Genomic DNA, 24,618 nt, shown 5'->3' with positions numbered 1-24,618 from the left:
AAATCAAGTGGAAAATATATAATTAATTCTTTACAAAATAATGGTCTTATTTTTATAAACAAAAACTTTATCGTTCATTACAACATCTAAGGCTTTGCTAAGTACTGTTTTTTCAACATCTCTTCCTGCTTTTATCATCGCTTCTTCATTATAAGTATGATCGATATTAATAACATTTTGAACAATAATCGGTCCTTGATCCAATTCATTATTAATAAAATGGGCAGTTGCCCCAATAATTTTTACACCTCTTTGATAAGCCTGTTGATAAGGTTTCGCTCCTATAAATGCAGGTAAGAAAGAATGATGTATATTGATCACACGATTAGGGTATTTTTCAACAAATTGTGGATTTAATACACGCATATATTTTGCCAAAACAATATAGTCAGGTTGATATTCATCTATTTTATCCATCAATAATTTATCATGTTCGATTCGAGTTAAGCTTTCATGACTAATATAATGAAAAGGAATATCAAAACGTGCAACCAACTCCCCCAACGTGTTGTAGTTACCAATAACGGCTGCAATATCAAGATCTAAGGCCCCATAATAATTTTTCATCAAAATATCCCCAAGACAATGGGCTTCTTTAGTGACTAAAATAACAATTTTTTTTCTTTTTCGGCTAACTAATTGGCAATTAGTACCTTTAGGCAAACTAAATTCAAGATCTGCTAGCAATAAAGCTTCATTAAATATACCTTCTAATTCGGTCCTCATAAAAAAATGACGAGTTTCAAAATCCACAAATTCATTATTGTGAACAACATTAAGTTGATGTTTATAACAAACATTCGTAATTTTAGCGATTAGTCCTTTATCATCAGGACAATCAGTTAATAATATTTTTTGTTCTATCATCGGGTTTATATCTCTTGCATTAAAAAAGATATCTTGAAAACTACACAGTTTTGAAGTAGCTGTCAATAATCCTTTATCATCATTCATACTTAGTAATAACATATCTTCAAGTAAAAAAATAAGGTTGATAAATATATAGACCTTATTATTAATTAACTAATAGTATTTAGTTAATTACCATTGATAACCAACACTACCAACAAAGTTCATATCATCACAAGTATCCATACCCGCATCAAGTTTGACAGAAATCTTGTGTTATTTCTACTACTTGGGCATCTGTAATATTTTGAAGTGCAGTATCTGCTTTTGCTAAACTAATTTTTTGTTGCATCATTTAAATCAAAAATGCAAGCGTTGTTATTGCATTAGTTCCTATTTAGAAGATAAATAACGCTCTACCGTATCTACTATTGCTTGTGTTTGCGTGTCTATTTCAATATTGACGAAATTTCCGACCGCTCTTTTCGCAATTAAGGTTCGTTGAATGGTTTCAGGAATGAGATTAACAGAAAATTGATTATCTTTGACATCACTAATGGTTAAGCTAATACCATCAATGGCGATAAAGCCTTTTTTAAGAATGTATTTCATCACATTTAATTCATTTGGTAAGGCAAACCAGATTTGTAGATTATTTTCCGATGGTATAATTTGTGCTACTTTTGCAGTGCAATAGATATGCCCTGATAAAAGATGTCCACCAATTTCTGATCCCATTTGCATTGCTCGTTCAATATTGACAAAATCACCTTGTTTGAGTTCACCTAAATTAGTAATACGTAAGGTTTCTTGCATTAAATCGAAACTGATTAAATCATCATTGATTGCCGTAACCGTTAAACACACGCCATTGTGTGCAACCGATGCACCAAGTTGCAATCCTGCTAATAATTGTTGTGGCATTTTTATGATGTGTGTTCTAAAATTATCTTTCTCTATAATAGAATGAATTTGGGCAATGCCCTGTATAATACCTGTAAACATAATATTGTTCCCTTTAATTTATTAATGAATCGTTAATAATTCTGTATTATAGCAATAATTGGATAGTTATGATATTTACCCATATAAAAACACATTACGAACAAGCAAAGAAATTAGTACTGATTGCAATGCCGATTCTATTTGCACAAGTGGCTCAAAATTCAATGGGGATTGTGGATACGATTATGGCTGGTCGTGTCAGTGCTGCAGATATGGCTGCGATTGCCGTTGGGGCATCAATTTGGTTACCTTTGGTGCTTTTTGGACTCGGACTATTATTGGCTCTTCCTCCGACAATTTCTTACTTAAATGGCTCAGGAAAACGTGATCAAATTGCCCATCAAGTACGTCAAGGTATTTGGATTGTATTAGGTAGTTGTGTTCCTTTAGGCTTGATACTTTATCATAGTGATCTGATTATTCAATTTATGGGTATGGAAAAGAAACTTGCCAAGATTACTATTGATTATTTACATTGTATGCTTTGGGGATTACCTGGTTATTTATTGATGATTAATTTCCGTTGTTTAAGCGATGGATTGGCAAAAACTAAACCAGCAATGGTGATCACTTTTGCGGGATTACTGTTAAATATTCCATTAAATTATATTTTTATTTATGGCAAATTAGGGATTCCAGAATTAGGGGCGGTCGGTTGTGGCATTGCGACAAGTATTGTGAATTGGGCGATGTTTTTGATGATGTTCCTTTATTCTAAAGCGGCGAAAAATCAACGTGATTTAAAGTTGTTTGAAAAAATTATCGAAAAACCTAATTTCTCTACTTTAAATAAATTACTTCGTTTAGGCTTACCGATTGCCATTGCAATCTGTTGTGAAGTCGCGCTATTTGCCTTAACTGCGTTGTTGCTTTCGCCATTAGGGGCAAATGTGGTCGCTAGCCACCAAATTGCCCTAAATACAAGCTCACTTATTTTTATGATCCCCCTTTCTTTAGGCTCTGCTGCCACAATTATGGTAGGACAATCTTTAGGAGAAGGCTCGACCAAAAAAGCAAAATTGGTGTCTTATTCAGCACTTGCTGTCGGTATTAGTATTGTGTTATTTACGGCATTTATTACGATTTATTTCCGACATAATATTGCGAGTATTTTTGTTTCTGATTTAGCGGTGATTAATATGGCTGGCAGTTTACTGATTTTTGCAGCAATGTATCAATTTTCTGATACAATTCAAGTAGTATGTAGCGGTATTTTAAGGGGCTATAAAGATACTCAAGTAATGCTTTATATTACCCTATTCTGTTATTGGGGAATCGGTATGCCTGTGGGTTATAGCTTAGCTCGTACCAATCTTATCGTTTCTGCACTTGGTGCTAAAGGATTTTGGATTGGTTTTTTAGTGAGTCTAACGGTTGCAGCATTGTTACTAATACTACGTTTACGAAAAATTCAAAATCAACCTGATGAAACGTTATTAAAACATTTAGAAAATATAAAGTAATCCATTTAAAAGTGCGGTACAATTTTTTATAGTTTTAAAAACAATTCAAATTTTATCCTCTTACCGCACTTAATTCTTAAATATTTATTTTTCCCCCTTGAAATTTATTTTTCTGTTCGCATTTTAGGTAACAAGTATAGATAGCAATAAAATGCGTGAATAAATGACCGCACTTTTTTTAAGTTTTTTTCAAAAATTTACTTGAAAAATAAAAAGCTATCCCAATCTTGAAGTTATCAAACGAATTTTACTAGGAGAAATAAAAATGGGAAAAATTATTGGTATTGACTTAGGTACTACAAACTCTTGTGTGGCAGTAATGGATGGCGATAAACCTCGTGTTATCGAAAATGCAGAAGGTGATCGTACTACTCCATCAATTATTGCATTTACAAATGATAATGAAACCTTAGTTGGTCAACCAGCTAAACGTCAAGCGGTAACCAATCCTAAAAATACGGTTTTTGCAATTAAACGTTTAATTGGTCGCCGTTTTGAAGATGAAGAAGTACAACGTGATGTAAATATTATGCCTTTTGAAATTACTAAAGCAGACAATGGCGATGCTTGGGTAAATGTAAAAGGTGAAAAAATGGCACCACCACAAATTTCTGCTGAAGTATTGAAAAAAATGAAAAAAACAGCGGAAGATTTTTTAGGTGAGAAAGTAACTGAGGCGGTTATTACTGTGCCTGCGTACTTTAACGATGCACAACGTCAAGCAACAAAAGATGCTGGACGTATCGCTGGATTAGAAGTAAAACGTATTATTAATGAGCCAACGGCAGCAGCATTAGCTTATGGTTTAGATAAAGGTAATGGTAACCAAACTATCGCTGTTTATGACTTAGGTGGTGGTACATTCGACTTATCAATTATTGAAATTGATGAAGTTGGTGGTGAAAAAACCTTTGAAGTATTATCAACCAATGGGGATACTCACTTAGGTGGGGAAGACTTTGATAACCGTGTTATCAATTATTTAGTTGATGAGTTCAAAAAAGAACAAGCGATTGATTTACGCAATGACCCATTAGCAATGCAACGTTTAAAAGAAGCGGGAGAAAAAGCAAAAATTGAGCTTTCTTCTGCACAACAAACGGATGTAAATCTTCCGTATATTACCGCTGATGCGACAGGTCCAAAACATTTAAACATTAAATTAACTCGTGCAAAATTAGAAGCATTAGTAGAAGATTTAGTTGCTCGTTCATTAGAACCAGTAAAAGTAGCCTTAAAAGATGCTGGATTAAGTGTTTCTGAAATCAATGATGTTATCCTTGTTGGTGGGCAAACTCGTATGCCATTAGTACAACAAAAAGTAGCTGAATTCTTTGGTAAAGAAGCACGCCGTGATGTTAACCCAGATGAAGCGGTGGCGATTGGTGCAGCAGTACAAGGCGGTGTGTTATCAGGTAGCGTAAAAGATGTGCTTTTATTAGATGTTACTCCACTTTCATTAGGTATTGAAACTATGGGTGGTGTGATGACTGCATTAATTGAGAAAAATACAACGATTCCAACGAAGAAATCGCAAGTATTCTCAACAGCAGAAGATAATCAAAGTGCGGTAACTATCCACGTGCTTCAAGGGGAACGTAAACAAGCCTCTGCAAATAAATCTTTAGGTCAATTTAACCTAGAAGGTATTAACCCAGCACCTCGTGGTATGCCACAAATTGAAGTAACTTTTGATATTGATGCAGACGGTATTATCCACGTTTCAGCAAAAGATAAAGGTACTGGTAAAGAACAACAAATTACGATTAAAGCCTCTTCTGGTTTAAGTGATGAAGAAATTCAACAAATGGTGCGTGATGCCGAAGCTAATGCGGAAGCTGATCGTAAATTTGAAGAATTAGTACAAGCTCGTAACCAAGCAGATCACTTAGTCCATAGTACCCGTAAACAATTAGGTGAAGTAGGCGATAAATTATCTGCTGATGATAAAGCACCTATTGAGAAAGCATTAGCGGATCTTGAAGCGGCGGCTAAAGGCGAAGATAAAGCTGAGATTGATGCAAAAGTTCAAGCTTTAGTACAAGTTTCAGAAAAACTTATCCAAGCAGGACAACAACAAGCGGCAGCGGACGCACAAGGTCAACAAGCTCAAAGCGGAAAAGCAAATGATGATGTTGTGGATGCTGAGTTTGAGGAAGTGAAAGATAAATAATTTCACAATTTGATCAATCTAAGGGCGTAGTAATACGCCCTTTTGATGTGTAAAAAGCTAATCATAAGAACTATTGTATTAAAAAATTTAGAGAAAATAAAAATGAGCTTGACACTTTATCCGATTAAAACTATTCGTTTAACGAATAGAACTGCAGAGCAAGACCTATCAAAATTATGGAAATCTCTAAATTTACCCTCTGATCAAATACTGTATGGTTTATATCATCATTATGAGAGTGATTATAAGGGAGAATATGATTTTTCTATCGCATTAGAACAACAAAATAAACAAGCCAATCCGATTGAAATCGATGATAATAATTATTGGTTTGAAGTTTTTAATACAGATAGAGAACAAATTGTGGAAACTTGGAAAACAATTTGGAATAAAAGTCAGCAAGGTCTACTAAAAAGAGCCTATTCTCTTGATTTTGAAAAATATTATCCTGATGAAAAGGTTGAAATTTATATTTCAATACAGCCACATTGCTAGCTATTCTAGTATTTAATAAAAAATATAACGAGAAAATAAACAAGTATTTATAAAAATATTGTCAATTAAAAACGGAAAAACTATGGCAAAACGAGATTATTACGAAGTATTAGGTATTCAAAAAGGTGCAGATGAAAAAGAGATTAAACGTGCCTATAAACGCCTAGCTATGAAATATCACCCTGATAGAACAAAGGGAGATAAAGAAAGCGAAGAAAAATTTAAAGAAATTAATGAAGCCTATGAGGTGTTAGCCGATAAAGAAAAACGATCAGCTTACGATCAATATGGTCATCAAGCCTTTGAACAAGGTGGCTTTGGTGGAGCTGGCGGTTTCAGTGGTGGTTTTGGTGGCTTTGAAGATATCTTTAGTGAAATGTTTGGTGGCGGTTTTGGTGGCGGTAGTCGTCAACGCGTCGTGCGTGGTGAGGATTTACGTTATGACATCGAAATTACCCTTGAAGAAGCGGTAAAAGGCACAAAAAAAGATATTCAAATTAATACCCTTGCAGAATGTGATCATTGTCATGGTTCTGGTGCTGAAAAAGATTCTAAAGTAGAAACTTGCCCTACCTGTCATGGTGCTGGTCGAGTACGCCGTCAACAAGGCTTTTTTATGACCGAACAAACTTGTCCTACTTGTCATGGTACTGGTAAAAAAATTGAAAAGCCTTGTCGTGTTTGTCATGGAGATGGACGAGTACATAAGAAGAAAAATCTTTCTGTTACTATTCCAGCTGGGGTTGATACTGGAAATCAATTACGTTTATCTGGAGAGGGTGCTGCAGGTGAACATGGAGCACCAGCTGGCGATTTATATGTAGTTATTCACGTTAAAAAACATAATATTTTTGAACGTGATGGTAATAATTTATATTGCGAAGTCCCTATTAGTTTTACAATGGCAGCATTAGGTGGTGAGGTAGAGGTTCCTACTTTAGATGGTCGCTTAAAAGTCAAAGTACCCGCTGAAACCCAATCAGGTAAATTATTACGCCTACGTGGTAAAGGGATTAAATCTACTCGTGGTTATACTGGCGATTTAATTTGTGAAATTATTGTCGAAACACCAGTTAAGCTAAATGAGGAACAAAAAGATCTGTTAAGAAAATTAGAAGAAAGTATGGAAAATGGTAGTTCACATCGCCCTAAAAATTCTAGTTTTTTAGACGGCGTAAAAAACTTTTTTGATAATTTAGGTAAATAAATCGAGATAACGATTAATAAAGTATATTATAAATTTAATACTTTTTATAACCATTACTCATTCATTTTTTATTGATACCAGTTAGCTAAATTAGCTAACTGGTTTTTTATGGAAATGAAATAATCCTAATTATTAAAATAGTTACTTATAGCCACTAATAAATTATTTTATTGCCGGTAAACACAATATATAAAAAAATCTAGTTAAATACTTAACTAGATTTTACACATTATTTTAAAACTTAAAATAGTTTGAAAATTGATTTAAAAACTATTCATCAATTGTACGTAATAATTCGTTAATACCTACTTTACCTAAGGTTTTCGCATCAACTTTTTTCACAATTACCGCACAATAAAGGCTATATTTACCGTCTTTTGATGGAAGACTACCTGAAACAACAACAGAACCAGCAGGCACTCTGCCATAATGGATTTCACCAGTTTCACGATCGTAGATTTTTGTACTTTGTCCAATGAAAACACCCATTGAAATGACACAACCGTCTTCAACAATAACGCCCTCAACTACTTCTGAACGAGCACCGATAAAACAGTTATCACCAATAATAGTTGGATTAGCTTGTAATGGTTCTAACACACCACCAATTCCTACACCACCTGATAAATGCACATTCTTACCAATTTGAGCGCAAGATCCAACAGTTGCCCAAGTATCAACCATTGTCCCTTCACCTACGTAAGCACCAATATTAACATAAGAAGGCATTAATACTGTATTTTTAGCAATATAAGCACCTTTGCGTACAGTCGCAGATGGAACAACACGGAAACCTTCTTTTTGGAAACGAGCTTCATCATAATCAGCAAATTTTAATGCGACTTTGTCATAATATTTTGTTTCAGCACCATCAATAATTTGGTTATCGTTAATACGAAAAGATAAAAGTACCGCTTTTTTTAACCATTGATGCGTAACCCATTCACCATCAATTTTTTCAGCAACACGATATTTTCCACTATCTAAACCTTCGATTACTTCTTCTACTGCTCTACGAGTTTCATTATCAACTGTTTTAGGTGTAATTTCAGCTCTACGTTCAAAAGCACTTTCAATGATATTTTCTAAATTTGACATATTATTTCCTATTATATTATTTTAAATTTAAGAGATTATTTTTAACATATTTTGCAAAGAAACTCACTCTTTTTATTGTTAAAATAGATAATCTATTGTTTTTATTTATTACTTAATTCAATCCCTTCAAAAAGCCCTTGAATTAGATGATTATCACGCAAACTTTCCGCCCTCTCAATTAAATCTCTGGTTAAATGCGGCGAAAAATAACCAATAAAATCATACATATAATCCCTTAGGAAGAAACCATATTTTATTGCAATTTGGGTCATACTTGCTCTAAATAAATGACTCGCATCAATCGCTACAAGATCATCATCTAGCTCCGTATAAGCCATTGAAGCCATAATTCCGACTCCTAGTCCTAAACGAACATAGGTTTTTATTACATCGGCATCTGTTGCCGTAAAGACTATATTCGGTAAAATACCCGCATTATTAAAGGCATAATCAAGATCCGATACCCCTGTAAAACCAAAAGTATAGGTAACCAATGGATATTTTCCTAATTCTTCTATCGTTAATTCCTTACTTTTTGCTAAAGGATGATCGGATTTCACAATAATCGATCGATTCCACATATAACAAGGCAATAAAATTGCATCATTAAAAAGATGTTGTGCTTCAGTAAATATAGCTAAATCAACTTCACCTAACAATAATGCATCATAAATTTGAGTAGGTGAACCTTGATGGATATGTAAGCTAACATGAGGATAACGCTTAGAAAATTGGCGAATAACATTAGGTAAAACATAACGAGCCTGCGTATTTGTAGTCGCAATCCTTAATACGCCATAATTAGGACTAGTATATTCACTGGCAATTGCTTTGATACTTTGTGTTTTAATTAATAGCTCTCGGGCAACTGGAATAATTTTTTTACCTGCCGGTGTTAGTCCTTTTATATGCTTGCCATTTCGTTCAAAAATAGTTAATCCTAACTCATCCTCAAGTAAACGTACTTGCTTACTAATCCCAGGTTGAGAGGTAAATAACGCATTAGCTGCTTCTGTAATATTAAATTTTTGATTAACTATTTCGACAATATAACGTAACTGTTGAATTTTCATTGCTATAATATTTTTCTGTCTATAAATATGACGAATTTATAAATAAAAAGTGCGTTATAAAACGCACATTATTTTATGAATTCTGTGGATGTCTTGTCGCAACTTCTGATAATAAAGTTTGGAGTTCACCCTGTTGGAACATTTCTAAAATGATATCACAACCTCCAATTAATTCCCCTTCAACCCATAATTGTGGAAAAGTAGGCCAATTTGCATAAGTCGGTAATTCTGCTCTAATATCTGGATGTTGTAAAATATCAACATAGCCAAAAGGCACTTTACAATTCATCAATGCTTCAACCGCTCGAGCTGAAAAACCACAAGATGGGAATTTAGGTGAGCCTTTCATATAAATAAGAATTGGGTTTTCGCTAATTTGCTGTTTAATTTTGTCTAAAGTTTCCATTATTATTCTCACTAAATAATTTAAATATTAAGGTTCTAGTATAACCCTTATTTTACAAAAAAATCAAAAATAGTTTTATAAACTACCAACTTCCGCCAGCACCTCCGCCGCCAAAACTACCGCCACCGAAACCACCGCTAGAACCGCCACCAAAACCACTGCCACCACTAAAATGATCATCATCTGAATGATGAGGATAATGATTGTAAGAAGATCGTCTTGTTTGGCTAATATAAGGAGTACGACCGCCTCGTAATTCACCAAAAACAATAAAAATAATAAATAATATAAAAATTAATAAAGGTAAATAATCTCGCCAATCTTCTTGAGCGATATCCTGATAAGCATCATACTCACCTTTGCTAGCCGAGATAATAAGATCTAAACCATTATTAATACCTAAAGCATAATTATTATGTTTAAATTCTGGTGTAATAACATTCCGAATTACTTGGGAAAGAAAAGCATCAGGCAGAGCTCCTTCTAAGCCTCTTCCTGTTGCAATAAACATTTTATGATCATTAATGGCTATTAACATTAATACACCATTATCAAGTTTTTTTCTTCCTATTCCCCATTTATCTGCAAGTTCAAAAGTATATTCCGCTATTTCATATTCATCAACAGTTGGAACAAGTACTACTGCAATTTGCGAGCTAGTTTGTTGGCTATAATCAATTAACTTAGTCTCTAGGGTATTTATTTCTGCTGTTGATAAAGTATTCGTGTAATCATTAATATAACGAAAAGGACTTGGGATTTCAGGAAAATTCACTGCCCATACATTTGATACAATAAAAATAGTACAAAATATTACCGCACTTTTAAGGCTTTTAATCATTTGATAATAACCTCATTGTCTAATTCATTTTTATCATTCTCTTGATAAGGAAAATAGCGTGCTAATTCCTTGCTTATATTCGCAATTATATTAATTAGACCTTCATTGTATTTTTTCTGCTTAAAATAATCGATCATTAAGCGATTTTGCTGTTGCCAAAACTGTTCAGTTACATATTGATGTATCCCCTGATCACCAATAATCGCACATTGTTGATCTTTATAAGCAATATAAATCAAGACGCCATTTTTAGCTTCAGTTTTAAACATTTCAAGTTGATTAAAATAATCTAGCCCTTGTTCAAAAGCAGAAAAATGTTGATTCTTTTTTTTCCTTTCAATATAAACTCTTAGCTCTGCCGAGGTCTGTAACTCCAATGACTCAATAGCTAACTCTATTTGTTTTTTATCAAAAGGTATTTTGAAAAATAATGACATAAATACTCTAATTATATTTAGTTAAATTCAACAACAGGGGCATTTTCAGCACCAGATACAGATTTAAAATAAGGCTTATCTTTAAATCCAAAAATCATTGCGATTAATTTTGTTGGGAACTGACGAACTTTTTGATTATATACTTTAGCGGCATCATTAAAATCATTACGAGCTTTTGTAATTCGATTTTCCGTTCCTTCCAACTGCGCTTGCAAATTTAAAAAACCACTATGTGCTTTTAATTCTGGGTATTTTTCAACGGTTACTAATAAGCGAGATAATGCCGAGCCGAGACTATTTTGCTGTTGTTGGAATTGCGCTAATTGTTGTTCATCCATATTCGTTGGATCAATTTTAGTTTGTGTTGCTTTTGCTCTTGCTTCAATAACGCCTGTCAAGGTATCTTTTTCAAAATTTGCTTGGCCTTTAACAGTATTCACTAAATTAGGTACTAAATCCATTCTACGTTGATACTGAGATTCCACTTTTGCCCAAACAGAATTAATTTGTTCTTCTGCTTTTACTAATCCATTATACCCACTCATTAACGTAAAACCTGCTACGATAACAATGAGAATTAAAAATAACCATTTTTTCATTTTATTCTACCTATTAGAAAATTCACTCAATAATCATATTATATTTCTATATTAACAAACTCAAAAAGAAATATTACAGATAAACAAAAGACCTAAACAATTGTTTAGGTCTTTTAAAATAATACTACATACTCAAATAATTAATAAAAATTATTTAGTACCTTTAACTGAGATTTCAACGCGACGATCATCTGCTAAACATGCGATTAAAGCTTTACGTCCTTTAACTGAATCACATTTGTTACCAGTTACTGAATTTGCTTCACCATAACCTGTTGCAGAGATAGCGTTTTGAGCAACACCTTTAGCTACTAAGTAATTAGCAACTGTTTCTGCACGACGTTGTGATAATTTCATGTTAGCAGCGTCTGAACCGATACGGTCTGTAAAACCAGCAACACCAACTTGAGCAGATTTAACTTGAGCAATCTCGTTGTAAATACCATCTAAAGTACTTTGCGCTTGAGGTTTTAAGTTTGCTTTACCGAAAGCAAAAGTAACATCAGAGCTTAAAGCAAAAGTTTTATCAACCATTACTGGTGCAACATATGGTGCACCTTGACCAAAGCGGTAAGATAAACCAGCTGTTACAGAACCAATGCTTGGAGTAAAGTCAACACGGTTACCATTAGTATCTTTCAATTTGCCTACCATATTAACCCATTGATATTCAACGCGTACCGCTAACTCAGGTAATGATGGTAAATTATATTCAACACCCGCTGCAAATACTGGAGATACTTTAGTGCTGTGAGATTTACTATCAGCATGTTTAACTAACAAACTTTTAGATTCAGAATCAAAATTTGGTTTATAGTCAGAACGAATTAATGCCGCACCAACACGACCATAAACATCTAAACCATTTAATACAGGGTAGCTAGCTTTTAAGCTTAAGTGTGCACCATGGTTAGTCATTTTATCAGTAACTTTACCATTATATTTTGCTTTAACACGACCAAAATCATCGTAACCTAATTCTACAGCAAAATTATCAGTAATTTGGTAACCACCAAACACACCGTAAGTTACAGAATTACGTCTAGTTCCTACGCCATCAGTTTCTAATTGTTTAAAGCCATCATGGAAAGATGCCCAACCGGCTTTAGCACCAGCATAAAATGTATTTGCTTGTGGTGCTGCTTGAGCTGATACTGTCGCTAATGCAGCGATAGTTAATGCAATTGCAGTTTTTTTCATTTGAATGATCCTCTTGTTTTAGTCATCAATAAATTAAAGTTCCAAATACGCTAATGATAATAGCGTAATTAAATGCTGAAACTTAAAACACATAACATAAAGTGTTACGCTTATATTAAACCTTTTTTATAAAAAAAGAAACTTTTTACTTTTTTCCTTGTCAAAACTCTGACAATAAGTAAAGTATTTATTATGGTTCCCTTCATTTGTTTTACCTTGTAAAAAGTGCTTTTTATTGCATCTTTATTTGAGGTAGAGTCTATTATCCGTTTAGCTAGACATAAAATCAAACGATTTCTATTATTCTGTTCAAACTTTAAACAAAAAATAGCTTTTTAGTCATTTATTGTTTGAAATTCATACTTTAACTATTTAAATTAACATTACTTAATAAAAAATTTAATAAAAAGATGAATCTAATTAAACTTAATCTTTTAATAAATTATTTTATTAAAAGATAAATTAAGGCTATGATATTGTCTCTGTAATAATCAAATATTTATACTCTATATTACCCAACACAATAAAGACGAATAATATGCTACCTTGTTTAAAAAATGTACCTGCAATTACACCATTAGTGTCAGAATACTTAAAAGAATTACAATTTCAACATTTTGAAGGTGATATAGCTACAACCTATGCAGATCGCTTAAGCCTTGCAACCGATAATAGTGTGTATCAACAGTTACCTCAAGCTATTTTATTTCCCAAGAGTACCAGTGATGTAGTAATTATTACCAAACTGGCACAAAGAGAAAAATTTCTTGAGCTAACTTTTACGCCTCGAGGTGGCGGTACGGGCACAAATGCACAATCTCTAAATAATAATATTATCGTGGATATGTCTCGCTATATGACAAAAATCCTTGAAATTAATGTTAAAGAGCGTTGGGTGCGTGTTCAAGCTGGTGTAGTAAAAGATCAATTAAATCAATTTTTAAAGCCTTATGGTTTATTTTTCTCACCAGAACTGTCAACCAGTAATCGTGCGACTTTAGGTGGGATGATTAATACTGATGCTTCTGGGCAAGGCTCATTAAAATATGGCAAAACCTCCAATCATGTATTAGCCCTGCGCTCCGTATTAATAAATGGAGAAGTGCTTGATACAGAATCAGTTAATACACTGAATTTTGAAGATAACTTAACTCAACAATCATTAACACAATATGCAAAAAGTTTACATAAAGATATTTTTGAACGTTGTAAAATAAACCGACAAGCAATTATTAATGATTTACCACAACTTAATCGTTTTATTACTGGCTATGATTTAAAAAATGTATTCAATGATGATGAAAGTAAATTTAATTTAACTCGTATTTTAACAGGTTCAGAAGGATCACTTGCATTTATTTGTGAAGCAAAACTCAATTTATTACCCATTCCTCAATACCGTACATTAATTAACATTAAATATAGCTCTTTTGATGCGGCATTACGTAATGCACCTTTTATGGTAAAAGCAGATGCGCTTTCTGTAGAAACAATAGATAGCAAAGTATTAAATTTAGCAAAACAAGATATTATTTGGCATTCTGTGAATGAATTACTTACCGAAGATGAAAGCAATCCGATTTTAGGCTTAAATATTGTTGAATACGCAGGTAATAATCACACTCTAATTAATAAGCAAGTTCAACAACTATGCTTATTGCTTGATCAAAAAATAGCACAGCAACAGGATAATATTATTGGTTATCAAGTATGTACGGATCTTAATTCCATTTCTCGTATTTATGCGATGCGTAAAAAAGCAGTTGGCTTATTAGGAAATGCTAAGGGTTCAGCAAAACCGATTCCTTTTGTAGAAGATACTTGTGTGCCACCTGAAAATTTAGCCGATTATATTACTGAGTTTCGAGCAATTTTAGATAAACACAATCTGCAATATGGTATGTTTGGTCATGTTGACGCTGGTGTATTACATGTTCGACCAGCTTTAGATTTATGTGATAAACAACAAGTTTTATTATTAAAAGAAATTTCCGATCAAGTAGCTGATCTCACAAAAAAATATGGGGGATTAATTTGGGGAGAACATGGTAAAGGCGTCCGTTCTGAATACGGTGAAAAATTTTTTACACCTGAATTATGGCGTGAATTACGTTACATTAAACATTTATTCGATCCCAATAACCGTCTAAATCCAGGGAAAATTTGTACACCACTTGAGTCAAAACAACAACTTTACTCAATTTTATCACCGATGCGTGCAGATTATGATCGACAAATTCCAGTGCAAATCCGTGAAGAGTTTTCGGGCGCAATGAATTGTAACGGCAATGGCTTGTGCTTTAATTTTGATGTTAATAGTACTATGTGCCCCTCAATGAAAGTCAGTAGAAATCGTGTTTATTCACCTAAAGGACGAGCTGCAATGGTTCGAGAATGGTTGCGTCTAATGGCAAATGAAAACGTACAACCTGAACAATTAGACTTTAGAAAAGCAGAAATAAAACTAACTGATTTAGTCAAAAAAATACGCAATAGCTGGCAAAAAAGACAAGGTGAATATGATTTTTCTCACGAAGTAAAACAAGCAATGGACACTTGTTTAGCTTGTAAAGCCTGTGCGAGCCAATGCCCTATTAAAATTGATGTTCCAAGTTTTCGCTCAAAATTCTTTTATTTTTATCATAGCCGTTATTTACGTCCGGTAAAAGATTATGTCGTGTCTAATGTAGAAACCGTTGCGCCACTAATGGCAAAAACACCAAGATTTTTTAACTTTTTTACAGAAGCTAAAATAACTAAACCATTAGCAGAAAAAATGCTAGGTATGACTGATTTACCTTTGTTATCAAACCCTACTTTACAACAACAATTAGTTGAAATAGGCTATCAAGGTTTATCTTTAGAAGAATTAGAAAAATCATTTTCCTCGAAAAGTGCGGTAGAAAAACAAGAATTTTTATTAATTGTCCAAGATCCGTTTACCTCTTATTATGATGCAAAAGTAGTCGCAGATTTTGTAAATCTCAGTCAAAAGTTGGGTTACACACCGATCCTATTACCTTTTAAACCAAATGGAAAAGCACTACACATAAAAGGTTTCTTGGCTCGCTTTGCAAAAACCGCTAAAAATCAAGCAGATTTTTTAAATCGAATGGCAAAATTAGGAATTGCAATGGTAGGGGTAGATCCTGCCATTGTCCTTTCTTATCGAGATGAATATAAGGAAATTCTCCAAAAAGATCGTGGTGAATTTCAAGTCATTACCTCTCACGAATGGCTATTTAATCAGTTAAATTCTGAAAAAATAAAAACTGCGGTGGAAAAATTAAATATTTCTCAAGAGGAAACACAAAATAAACAACAATGGTATTTATATCCACATTGTACCGAAAACACAGCAATGCCAAATAGCCCTAAAGAATGGCAACATATTTTTGTAGTCTTTGGACAAAACTTGCAAGTAGAAAACGTTGGCTGTTGTGGTATGGCGGGTACTTTTGGCCATGAAACACAACATATCGAAATGTCGAAAGCTATTTATAGCAGCTCTTGGCAAAAAAAATTACAAGATAAAAATCTCGAATATTGTTTAGCTACTGGTTATTCCTGTCGTAGCCAAGTAAAACGCTTTGAGAATCAGATACTCAAGCACCCAATTCAAGCCTTATTAAGTATTATATAAATTAACTATTAAAGTAATAGAATGAAAATTTGGAAAAAACACTATACACTACAACAAATGAACGAACTGGGAAAATCTTGTGCCGTAGCACATTTAGGTATTAATTTCTCACAACAAGGCGATGACTGGTTAGAGGCCACAATGCCTGTTGATCACAGAACGACACAGCCAATGGGATTGCTCCATGGTGGAATATCTACCGCATTAGCAGAGACTGTCGCTTCAATGGCAGGCTTTTGTTGTGTTGCAGAAAATCAATTTGTTGTAGGATCAGAAATTAATGCAAGCCATTTACGACCAGTCAAAGCTGGGAGCGTAACCGCTCGAGCCTATCCCATTCGTCTAGGCAAAACAACACAGGTTTGGCAAATTGATATTAAAGATCAACAAGATAAACTATGTTGCTGTTCAAGACTTACTCTTTTAATAATGAATCAATGAAAAATAAACAACAAAAAATCGGTATTATTTTAACAAACTTAGGTACACCAGATACAGCGACTGCAAGTGCTGTATCTCGTTATTTGTGGCAATTTTTAACTGATCCACGTGTAGTGGATTTACCTCGTTGGAAATGGTTTCCTTTATTAAAAGGCGTTATTTTACCTAGACGTTCCAAAAAAGTAGCCCAAAAATACCAGTCTATTTGGACTGAACAGGGCTCGCCTTTATTAGAAATATCAAAGCAACAACAAACGAAACTACAACAATATTTAATACAACAGGATATTAATGCCGTTGTCGAGCTAGCAATGACTTATGGTAATCCTTCAATGGAGAAAGCGGTACAAAATTTACTAGATCAACAAGTTGATCAGCTCATTGTTTTACCGCTATTTCCGCAATACAGTAGTTCTACCACAGGTGCGGTTTTGGATGCCTTTGCTGATGTATTAAAACATAAAAGAAATATCCCCTCTTTTAAATTTATACATTCTTATCATCTTGATGAACACTATATTAATGCGCTCGCTAACTCCATAAAAGAGCGGATGAAATCAGATGAGTTTTTAGTCTTTTCATTTCATGGTATTCCGCTTCGCTATGAAAATAACGGTGATTACTATCGTGAACATTGCAAACAAACCGTTATTGCGATTGTCGATAAATTAGGGTTAACTGAAAATCAATGGGCACTTTCTTTTCAATCTCGCTTTGGAAAAGAAGAATGGATACAACCCTATACTGACGTTTTAATTGAGACTATTAATCAACAACAAGCTGTACAAAAAATTGCTGTAATTTGTCCAGGCTTTGCCTCTGATTGCTTGGAAACGCTTGAGGAAATTGAAGTTGAAAATAGGGAAATCTTCTTAAATAATGGCGGTATTTCTTTTCAATATATTCCAGCACTAAACGACAGTAAAGATCACATTGAAATGTTAGGAAGATTAATTTTGTCTCAATTGGAATCATAATTACCATCTTACAAATAAAAACAATTCTCATTGATTTAAATATCCCAATATGATTTAATTAGCACGATTGATAAAGAATTATTAATCGTGTTTATTTTATCACTTATGAGGATATTTTATGAAAAAATCACTTTCCACAATCGCGATTGCATTATCAGCAATCGTTTCAACAAGCGCTTTAGCTGCCAATGAAGTTAATGTTTATTCTTATAGACAACCTTATCTAATTGAACCTATGTTAAAAGATTTCGAAAAAGACACAGGTATCAAAGTGAATGTAATCTTTGCGGATAAAGGGCTAGTTGATCGTGTAAAACGTGAAGGTGAATTAAGCCCTGCGGATGTTTTATTAACTGTTGATATTTCACGCTTAATGGAAATTGTTAATGAAGGTCTTTCTCAACCGATTCATAGTGAAGTGTTAGAAAAAAATATTCCTTCACAATACCGTGATGCAAAAGATGAATGGTTCGCACTAACAATGCGTGCTAGAGCTATCTATACATCAAAAGATCGTGTAGGTAAATTACCAGCAGATTTCACTTACTATGACCTAGCAAAACCAGAATTAAAAGGTAAAGTTTGCGTACGTTCAGGAAAACACCCTTACAATGTTTCTCTAATCGCATCAATGATTGCAAATGATGGTGAAGCAAAAGCAAAAGCATTCTTAGAAGGCTTAAAAGCTAACCTTGCACAAAAACCACAAGGTGGAGATCGTGACCAAGTTAAAGCCATTAAAGAAGGTGTTTGTGATTATGCTTTAGGAAATAGCTATTATTATGGTAAAATGCTCACCAATGATAAACAACGTGAATGGGCAGAATCAGCTTACATTAACTTCCCAAATCAAAAAGCAAAAGGAACTCACGTTAACGTAAGTGGTATTGCCATTGCAAAATATGCACCTAATAAAGCAAACGCAATCAAACTTGCTGAATATTTAAGTAATGATAAATCACAACATATGTATGCTGAACTTAACCACGAATACCCAGTTAAAGCAGGTGTTGAACCATCAGATCTTGTAAAAGGTTGGGGTCAATTTAAATCAGATACATTACCATTAAATGTTGTTGCAGATAATCATAAAAAAGCATTAAAATTAATTGATGAAGTTAAATTTGATATTTTCTAATTTTAGCTCTTCTTTTTAAAATCGTTGGCACGCATAAAATATGCGTGCCTGTTTGCGTTTTAAGCATAAAAATAAATAACAATGTCCATTTTAAATAAGAATTTAAATAAATATTTATGGTTTTTTACCGCACTTTTAATTACCCTATTATTTGTATTGCCTGTTTCTGCTATTTTTTATCAATCTTGGAAAACAGATTGGCAAAATATTGAAGATTTATGGCGTACAGTATTAGTAGATTATACGGTTAACTCACTACTATTAGTTTTAGGGACTATTGGATTTGCACTCTTCTTTGCCTTACCAAGTGCTTGGTTTGTATCTAATTACCAATTTAAAGGACAAAAAGCTTTACAATGGTTACTTTGTTTACCTCTAGCTATGCCTGCTTATTTAGTTGGCTATCTCTATACCGAAATATTTGATTATGCGGGTCCTGTACAAATATTTTTAAGAAATACATTTCATTGGACAAATTCTCAAGATTACTGGTTTCCTGCTATTCGTACTTTAGGGGGAGCTTGTTTCGTACTAGGTTTAGTACTTTACCCTTATATATTTTTACTTGTTCGCCTTGCATTGTGGGAACAAGGGGAAAACTTAGTTCAATGTGCGAAAGTATTGGGAGCAAGCCCTAGAAAAATATTCTTCAAAATTATTTTTCCTTTAATTCGTCCAGCTATTGCCGTGGGTTGTGCCTTAGTTGCAATGGAAACACTTGGTGATTTTGGTACAGTTTCTTATTTCGCTATTCCAACTCTTACAACCGCGATATATGACACTTGGCTAGGTTATGGTGATTTAGGCTCAGCTAGCCAAATATCCATACTAGTTTTATTAATGATTTTCAGTTTATTATTTTTAGAACGCTATAGTCGTCGCAAACAAAAAACCTATCAACGAGGCAGTGAAAAGAAAACCAGTTTACAAAAATTAACTGGCATAAAATTAGTGTTTGCATTGTTTTTCTGCTGGATGGTTGTAGGGCTCGCTTTTATTATCCCCGTAGGAAAGCTCGCTTATTGGGCGATTAGTGACTTTCAATTATCACAAATAGATCGCTTTAGTGAATACGCCTATCACAGCCTATCCGTATCCAGTATTGCCTCTATTATTTGTGTGATGTTTGCCCTAATATTACATTTTACACAACGATTATCTTTACAACAGTCAAAAACTATTCAAAAAATTGCTCGCCATAATCTTCAATTATCCAGTTTAAGTTACGCTATCCCTGGTACAGTATTAGCGATAGGCATCCTTATTCCTTATACCGCAGCTGATCATCAATTACACGCTTTGCTAAAATGGTTAGAATTACCAACAGTAGGACTCGTATTATCAGGATCAATGGCGGGATTAATCTCTGCTTACGTAGTACGCTTTTCAGCGATGGCAATTGGTAGCGTGGAAACTTCAATGCAAAAAATTACGCCATCGCTAGATATGGCAAGCCAAACACTTGGTTACAATGGGCGAAAAATGCTTTGTAAAGTACATTTCCCTTTAATATCGAAAGGTATTTTAACTGCACTTCTTATGGTATTTATTGAAAGTATGAAAGAATTAAATGCCTCGTTACTATTACGCCCATTTAACTTTGATACCCTTGCCACCTATGTTTTTGCCTTTACTTCTGATGAACAGTTAGAACAAGCAGCTCTCCCTGCATTAACCTTAGTATTAGTTGGATTAATCCCTGTAATTTGGTTGACTCGTTCTCTTATGTCGAATACTCAAAAAGATCGCTAATTATGAAAAAATTAACTATTAATGCATTAAGTTGTCAATATAATCAGCAAGTTGTTTTACAAAACTTAAAATTACAAGTAGATGAAAATGAAATTATTTGCTTACTAGGCGCTAGTGGTTGTGGAAAAACCACATTACTAAAAGCTATTGCGGGGTTACTCCCTATTACGCAAGGTGACATTTGGTTAAACCAACAAAATCTAGCCAATCTCCCTGTTGAAAAACGCAATATTGGATTTATTTTTCAAGACTATGCCCTTTTTCCACATTTAACTGTCGAAGACAATATTCAATTTGGATTACACCAACAAAGTGCGGAAGAAAAACAGCAAATTTTGCAAAAAATGATCCACCTAGTTCATTTGGAAGGACTAGAAAAACGCTACCCTCATCAGTTATCAGGCGGACAACAACAAAGAGTAGCAATCGCTAGAGCCTTAGCTTGTCAACCCTCATTGCTGTTACTTGATGAGCCATTTTCAAATATTGATACACAAGTACGTCATCAAATGATTGATGAAATTAAACAAATTCTAAAAAAGCAAAATATCTCCGCTATTTTTGTTACCCATAGTAAAGAGGAAGCTTTTGCCTTTGCTGATAAACTCGCCGTAATGAAAGCTGGGAAAATTGTTCAATTTGGGGCAACCGATGAATTATATTTACGCCCTAACTGTCCATTTGTTGCTGAATTTTTAGGTAATTTTAATTACCTAACTTGCCGTATTGATGAACAAAATCAACTTCATTCTGTATTTGGTATTACTGCCATATCAGAGCATAAAACCCTTGCTAATGGTGAAATACTTCCTAAAAATAAATCACTTCGCTGGCTAATCCGCCCACACCAATTTAATATGACTATTGATGAACAAGGCAATGGTATTGTATTAGAAAAATTGTTCTTAGGTCAGTATTATCATTACCTTATAAAAATTGCAGATACCGAGCTAAAAATACAAAGTATTTTATGCCTTGAGTTAGGTCAAAAAGTAAAAGTAACGCCGATAAAACAGGATTTAGTTATTTTTGACTAACTAAATTCTAAATAATGCCTAAAAAAGTGCGGTAATATTTTTAATAGTTTAAAATAAATAAAAATATTACCACACTTAAATTATTTAAAACTATTTTTACAACAGATATTCTCAAAGCCATATTCTATTCTTTATCTCAGTTCTCTTTTTCAATTAATCCTGTAACCATACTATAAATGAATAAAGTAAAATTAATAATATTTATTAATATGGTATATGCTCATATATCAAAATATTGATCAAGTAAATCAACAATAAAGTAGTTAACATTAATCTCCCATCATTTAAAATAATTTAAATTTCAATAAGATAACAATAAAAAGATAACTAGCTCTCTATTAAATAATTACCATTTCTCAATTTACACTTGATTATAAAACTATACTGGGGTATAGTATATTAAATCTAATTCTTGATAAGGAAATATTATTTTATGCCTAGTACTCCAGAAGAACGAAAAAAAGTATTAACTCGTGTACACCGTTTAAAAGGTCAAATTAACTCTTTGGAACAAGCATTAGAAAATGAAGTGGAATGCAAAGCCATTTTACAACAGATTGCTGCAATTAGAGGGGCAACAAATGGATTAATGGCTCAAATTTTAGAAAGCCATTTACGTGAAACATTTTCAACACCTTCTTTGTCTTTAGATGAACAACTGCAATCAACAACGGATGATTTTATTAATATTATTCGTACCTATTTAAAATAAACCAAAAGGATCCTTAATGAAAAAAACATACAAATCTCGTGCAGCAGTAGCTTTTGCCCCAAATGAACCATTACAACTAGTAGAAGTTGATGTTGAAGCACCTAAAAAAGGAGAAGTCCTTATTCGCAATACACATACAGGTGTGTGCCATACTGACGCTTTTACGCTTTCTGGTTCTGATCCAGAGGGAATATTTCCTGTTATTTTAGGGCATGAAGGCGCAGGTATTGTTGTTGAGGTTGGCGAAGGTGTAACAAGTGTAAAACCAGGTGATCATGTCATCCCGCTTTATACCGCTGAATGTGGCGAATGTGAATTTTGTAAATCCGGAAAAACAAATCTATGTGTATCTGTACGTGAAACACAAGGTAAAGGTTTAATGCCCGATGGTACCACTCGCTTTTCTTATAATGGTCAAGATATTTATCATTATATGGGTTGTTCAACATTTAGTGAGCTAAGCGTTGTCGCGGAAGTTTCTCTAGCAAAAATTAACCCTGATGCGAATCACGAGCATGTTTGTTTATTAGGTTGTGGCGTAACGACTGGTATTGGTGCTGTTCATAATACAGCTAAAGTACAAGAAGGCGATACTGTTGCGGTCTTTGGGCTAGGTGCAATAGGTTTAGCGGTTATTCAAGGTGCACGTCAAGCCAAAGCAAGCCGTATTATTGCGATTGATATGAACCCAGAAAAATTTAAACTAGCAGAACAATTTGGTGCAACAGATTTTATCAATCCTAAAGATTATGATAAACCAGTTAAAGAAGTGTTATTTGATATTAATAAATGGGGAATCGATCATACTTTTGAATGTATTGGAAATGTCAATGTAATGCGCGAAGCCTTAGAAAGCGCACATCGTGGATGGGGTCAATCAATTATTATTGGCGTAGCTGGTGCTGGTCAAGAAATCTCAACACGTCCATTCCAATTAGTAACAGGACGAGTATGGAAAGGTTCTGCATTTGGTGGTGTTAAAGGTCGTAGTGAATTGCCTAAAATGGTAGAACAATCAATGAATGGCGAAATTGAACTAGCACCATTTGTCACTCATACAATGGGATTGAATAAAATCAATGAAGCATTTGAACTACTTCATCAAGGTAAAGCAATTCGAACCGTTATCCATTACTAATATTATTTAATACCTTGTTAGGAAAATTTATGAAAAAAACAGAATCCCATTTAATATTTGGGGGTTGCCAACAAGTTTGGCAACATCATTCTAATACGCTGGATTGTTTAATAGCATTTTCTGCTTTTATTCCCAGTAAAGCGGAAACTGAACCTTGCCCAGTGTTATATTTTTTATCTGGCTTAACCTGTAATGAGCAAAATTTCACAACAAAATCAGGTTTTCAACGCTATGCTGAAGAACTAGGTATTATTGTTATTGCACCAGATACCAGTCCCCGTGGTGAAAATATAGCCGATGATCCAAACTATGATTTAGGTCAAGGCGCAGGCTTTTATTTAAACGCCACTGAAGAGCCTTGGATGAAAAATTTTAAAATGTATGACTACATTACCAACGAATTACGTCAAATAGTCAAAGAAAATTTTAATACCAATGGAAAACAAGGAATTTTTGGGCATTCTATGGGAGGTTTGGGTGCATTAGTGTTAGCACTTAGAAATCCTGACATTTATCAAAGTGTTTCGGCATTCTCCCCTATTCTCACACCAAGTATTGTAACTTGGGGAGAAAAAGCCTTTACTGCCTATTTAGGTAACAATAAAGACGATTGGAAGCAATACGATCCGATGCAACTTATTCTATCTGGTAAAGTAGCGAATGAAATTCTTATTGATCAAGGGTTAGCCGATCCTTTCTATCCAGCGCAGCTCAAGCCTGAAATGTTTGCTGATGCTTGCAAAAAAATGGGGATAAATACAACTATTCGTTATCAAGATAATTATGATCATAGTTATTATTTTATAGCGACATTCATAGAAGATCACATAAAATTCCACGCTAAAAATTTAAGCAAATAAAATAAAAATAAAGTGCGGTCAAATTTTTTATCGTTTTAAAACACATAAAAATATTACCGCACTTAAATTATTAT

22 protein-coding genes are annotated in these 24,618 nt (G+C 33.7%); 13 read left to right on the top strand and 9 right to left on the bottom strand.

Annotation, left to right across the window (positions count from 1 at the left end):
• Nucleotides 1–30: 30 nt before the first annotated feature.
• Together purU and EV697_RS03125 are read right to left on the bottom strand one after the other, a co-directional pair.
• A complete protein-coding gene (gene purU / locus EV697_RS03130; RefSeq protein ID WP_132023169.1) occupies nt 31–867 on the bottom strand; it encodes a formyltetrahydrofolate deformylase in 837 nt (278 codons plus the stop codon).
• A gap of 375 nt (nt 868–1,242) precedes the next feature.
• Nucleotides 1,243–1,854, bottom strand: coding sequence for a riboflavin synthase subunit alpha (locus EV697_RS03125; RefSeq protein ID WP_132022518.1), 612 nt, complete (start codon nt 1,852–1,854; stop codon nt 1,243–1,245).
• A 68-nt stretch (nt 1,855–1,922) separates the two neighbouring features.
• On the opposite strand from EV697_RS03125, the gene EV697_RS03120 reads away from it, so the two are divergent.
• The 4 genes from EV697_RS03120 to dnaJ all read left to right on the top strand — a co-directional run bounded on the left by EV697_RS03120 (nt 1,923) and on the right by dnaJ (nt 7,192).
• Nucleotides 1,923–3,317: an MATE family efflux transporter gene (locus tag EV697_RS03120; protein WP_132022516.1), complete on the top strand. Its 1,395-nt coding sequence runs from the start codon at nt 1,923–1,925 to the stop codon at nt 3,315–3,317.
• A 265-nt stretch (nt 3,318–3,582) separates the two neighbouring features.
• Entirely contained in the window at nt 3,583–5,490 is a 1,908-nt protein-coding gene (dnaK, locus tag EV697_RS03115) for a molecular chaperone DnaK (RefSeq protein ID WP_132022513.1), read from the top strand.
• A gap of 102 nt (nt 5,491–5,592) precedes the next feature.
• Nucleotides 5,593–5,985 (top strand): GyrI-like domain-containing protein, encoded by a 393-nt coding sequence (locus EV697_RS03110; RefSeq protein ID WP_132022510.1) that lies wholly within the window; start codon nt 5,593–5,595, stop codon nt 5,983–5,985.
• Nucleotides 5,986–6,067: 82 nt separating this feature from the next.
• Nucleotides 6,068–7,192: a molecular chaperone DnaJ gene (gene dnaJ / locus EV697_RS03105; RefSeq protein WP_132022507.1), complete on the top strand. Its 1,125-nt coding sequence runs from the start codon at nt 6,068–6,070 to the stop codon at nt 7,190–7,192.
• A gap of 270 nt (nt 7,193–7,462) precedes the next feature.
• On the opposite strand, the gene dapD is transcribed toward dnaJ, so the two are convergent.
• The 7 genes from dapD to ompA form a co-directional block, all read right to left on the bottom strand.
• A complete protein-coding gene (gene dapD, locus EV697_RS03100) occupies nt 7,463–8,290 on the bottom strand; it encodes a 2,3,4,5-tetrahydropyridine-2,6-dicarboxylate N-succinyltransferase (RefSeq protein ID WP_132022504.1) in 828 nt (275 codons plus the stop codon).
• A gap of 101 nt (nt 8,291–8,391) precedes the next feature.
• On the bottom strand, nt 8,392–9,363 hold the full coding sequence (gene cysB / locus EV697_RS03095; protein ID WP_132022502.1) for an HTH-type transcriptional regulator CysB: 972 nt from the start codon (nt 9,361–9,363) through the stop codon (nt 8,392–8,394).
• A gap of 73 nt (nt 9,364–9,436) precedes the next feature.
• Nucleotides 9,437–9,769: a Grx4 family monothiol glutaredoxin gene (grxD, locus tag EV697_RS03090; RefSeq protein ID WP_132022499.1), complete on the bottom strand. Its 333-nt coding sequence runs from the start codon at nt 9,767–9,769 to the stop codon at nt 9,437–9,439.
• 82 nt (nt 9,770–9,851) lie between these two features.
• A complete protein-coding gene (locus EV697_RS03085) occupies nt 9,852–10,610 on the bottom strand; it encodes a TPM domain-containing protein (protein WP_132022496.1) in 759 nt (252 codons plus the stop codon).
• A complete protein-coding gene (locus tag EV697_RS03080; protein WP_132022494.1) occupies nt 10,607–11,047 on the bottom strand; it encodes a TPM domain-containing protein in 441 nt (146 codons plus the stop codon). The genes EV697_RS03085 and EV697_RS03080 overlap by 4 nt, the downstream gene beginning before the upstream one ends.
• A gap of 17 nt (nt 11,048–11,064) precedes the next feature.
• On the bottom strand, nt 11,065–11,646 hold the full coding sequence (locus EV697_RS03075) for a LemA family protein (protein ID WP_132022491.1): 582 nt from the start codon (nt 11,644–11,646) through the stop codon (nt 11,065–11,067).
• A gap of 150 nt (nt 11,647–11,796) precedes the next feature.
• Nucleotides 11,797–12,846, bottom strand: coding sequence for a porin OmpA (gene ompA / locus EV697_RS03070; RefSeq protein WP_132022488.1), 1,050 nt, complete (start codon nt 12,844–12,846; stop codon nt 11,797–11,799).
• A 538-nt stretch (nt 12,847–13,384) separates the two neighbouring features.
• Between ompA and ydiJ the strand changes: the two genes are divergently transcribed.
• The 9 genes from ydiJ (at nt 13,385) to fghA (ending at nt 24,544) form a co-directional block, all read left to right on the top strand.
• Nucleotides 13,385–16,489 carry a D-2-hydroxyglutarate dehydrogenase YdiJ gene (gene ydiJ / locus EV697_RS03065; RefSeq protein ID WP_132022486.1) on the top strand — a complete coding sequence of 1,035 codons (3,105 nt, stop codon included), beginning with the start codon at nt 13,385–13,387 and terminating at the stop codon, nt 16,487–16,489.
• Between the two features lie 21 nt (nt 16,490–16,510).
• Nucleotides 16,511–16,930, top strand: coding sequence for a hotdog fold thioesterase (locus tag EV697_RS03060; protein WP_132022484.1), 420 nt, complete (start codon nt 16,511–16,513; stop codon nt 16,928–16,930).
• Nucleotides 16,927–17,907: a ferrochelatase gene (gene hemH / locus EV697_RS03055; RefSeq protein ID WP_132022481.1), complete on the top strand. Its 981-nt coding sequence runs from the start codon at nt 16,927–16,929 to the stop codon at nt 17,905–17,907. The genes EV697_RS03060 and hemH overlap by 4 nt, the downstream gene beginning before the upstream one ends.
• Before the next feature lie 118 nt (nt 17,908–18,025).
• Nucleotides 18,026–19,045 (top strand): Fe(3+) ABC transporter substrate-binding protein, encoded by a 1,020-nt coding sequence (locus tag EV697_RS03050; RefSeq protein ID WP_132022479.1) that lies wholly within the window; start codon nt 18,026–18,028, stop codon nt 19,043–19,045.
• 81 nt (nt 19,046–19,126) lie between these two features.
• Nucleotides 19,127–20,797: an ABC transporter permease gene (locus tag EV697_RS03045; RefSeq protein WP_132022477.1), complete on the top strand. Its 1,671-nt coding sequence runs from the start codon at nt 19,127–19,129 to the stop codon at nt 20,795–20,797.
• Nucleotides 20,798–20,799: 2 nt separating this feature from the next.
• Nucleotides 20,800–21,834, top strand: a complete 1,035-nt coding sequence (locus EV697_RS03040) for an ABC transporter ATP-binding protein (protein ID WP_132022474.1) — start codon at nt 20,800–20,802, stop codon at nt 21,832–21,834.
• Between the two features lie 433 nt (nt 21,835–22,267).
• The gene (frmR, locus tag EV697_RS03035) at nt 22,268–22,546 is read left to right on the top strand and encodes a formaldehyde-responsive transcriptional repressor FrmR (protein WP_132022471.1); all 279 of its coding nucleotides are present in this window, start codon (nt 22,268–22,270) and stop codon (nt 22,544–22,546) included.
• Nucleotides 22,547–22,562: 16 nt separating this feature from the next.
• The gene (locus tag EV697_RS03030) at nt 22,563–23,684 is read left to right on the top strand and encodes an S-(hydroxymethyl)glutathione dehydrogenase/class III alcohol dehydrogenase (protein WP_132022468.1); all 1,122 of its coding nucleotides are present in this window, start codon (nt 22,563–22,565) and stop codon (nt 23,682–23,684) included.
• 29 nt (nt 23,685–23,713) lie between these two features.
• Nucleotides 23,714–24,544, top strand: coding sequence for an S-formylglutathione hydrolase (gene fghA / locus EV697_RS03025; RefSeq protein ID WP_132022465.1), 831 nt, complete (start codon nt 23,714–23,716; stop codon nt 24,542–24,544).
• The last annotated feature ends 74 nt before the right edge of the window (nt 24,545–24,618 follow it).

Source organism: Bisgaardia hudsonensis, from assembly GCF_004345785.1.
Lineage (GTDB): Bacteria > Pseudomonadota > Gammaproteobacteria > Enterobacterales > Pasteurellaceae > Bisgaardia > Bisgaardia hudsonensis.
This window is presented reverse-complemented; position numbering and strand designations above follow the sequence as displayed.

Coding starts and splice junctions, on each gene's coding strand:
- purU (WP_132023169.1), bottom strand. CDS start 867: ATGATAGAACAAAAAATATTATTAACTGATTGTCCTGATGATAAAGGA.
- EV697_RS03125 (WP_132022518.1), bottom strand. CDS start 1,854: ATGTTTACAGGTATTATACAGGGCATTGCCCAAATTCATTCTATTATA.
- EV697_RS03120 (WP_132022516.1), top strand. CDS start 1,923: ATGATATTTACCCATATAAAAACACATTACGAACAAGCAAAGAAATTA.
- dnaK (WP_132022513.1), top strand. CDS start 3,583: ATGGGAAAAATTATTGGTATTGACTTAGGTACTACAAACTCTTGTGTG.
- EV697_RS03110 (WP_132022510.1), top strand. CDS start 5,593: ATGAGCTTGACACTTTATCCGATTAAAACTATTCGTTTAACGAATAGA.
- dnaJ (WP_132022507.1), top strand. CDS start 6,068: ATGGCAAAACGAGATTATTACGAAGTATTAGGTATTCAAAAAGGTGCA.
- dapD (WP_132022504.1), bottom strand. CDS start 8,290: ATGTCAAATTTAGAAAATATCATTGAAAGTGCTTTTGAACGTAGAGCT.
- cysB (WP_132022502.1), bottom strand. CDS start 9,363: ATGAAAATTCAACAGTTACGTTATATTGTCGAAATAGTTAATCAAAAA.
- grxD (WP_132022499.1), bottom strand. CDS start 9,769: ATGGAAACTTTAGACAAAATTAAACAGCAAATTAGCGAAAACCCAATT.
- EV697_RS03085 (WP_132022496.1), bottom strand. CDS start 10,610: ATGATTAAAAGCCTTAAAAGTGCGGTAATATTTTGTACTATTTTTATT.
- EV697_RS03080 (WP_132022494.1), bottom strand. CDS start 11,047: ATGTCATTATTTTTCAAAATACCTTTTGATAAAAAACAAATAGAGTTA.
- EV697_RS03075 (WP_132022491.1), bottom strand. CDS start 11,646: ATGAAAAAATGGTTATTTTTAATTCTCATTGTTATCGTAGCAGGTTTT.
- ompA (WP_132022488.1), bottom strand. CDS start 12,846: ATGAAAAAAACTGCAATTGCATTAACTATCGCTGCATTAGCGACAGTA.
- ydiJ (WP_132022486.1), top strand. CDS start 13,385: ATGCTACCTTGTTTAAAAAATGTACCTGCAATTACACCATTAGTGTCA.
- EV697_RS03060 (WP_132022484.1), top strand. CDS start 16,511: ATGAAAATTTGGAAAAAACACTATACACTACAACAAATGAACGAACTG.
- hemH (WP_132022481.1), top strand. CDS start 16,927: ATGAAAAATAAACAACAAAAAATCGGTATTATTTTAACAAACTTAGGT.
- EV697_RS03050 (WP_132022479.1), top strand. CDS start 18,026: ATGAAAAAATCACTTTCCACAATCGCGATTGCATTATCAGCAATCGTT.
- EV697_RS03045 (WP_132022477.1), top strand. CDS start 19,127: ATGTCCATTTTAAATAAGAATTTAAATAAATATTTATGGTTTTTTACC.
- EV697_RS03040 (WP_132022474.1), top strand. CDS start 20,800: ATGAAAAAATTAACTATTAATGCATTAAGTTGTCAATATAATCAGCAA.
- frmR (WP_132022471.1), top strand. CDS start 22,268: ATGCCTAGTACTCCAGAAGAACGAAAAAAAGTATTAACTCGTGTACAC.
- EV697_RS03030 (WP_132022468.1), top strand. CDS start 22,563: ATGAAAAAAACATACAAATCTCGTGCAGCAGTAGCTTTTGCCCCAAAT.
- fghA (WP_132022465.1), top strand. CDS start 23,714: ATGAAAAAAACAGAATCCCATTTAATATTTGGGGGTTGCCAACAAGTT.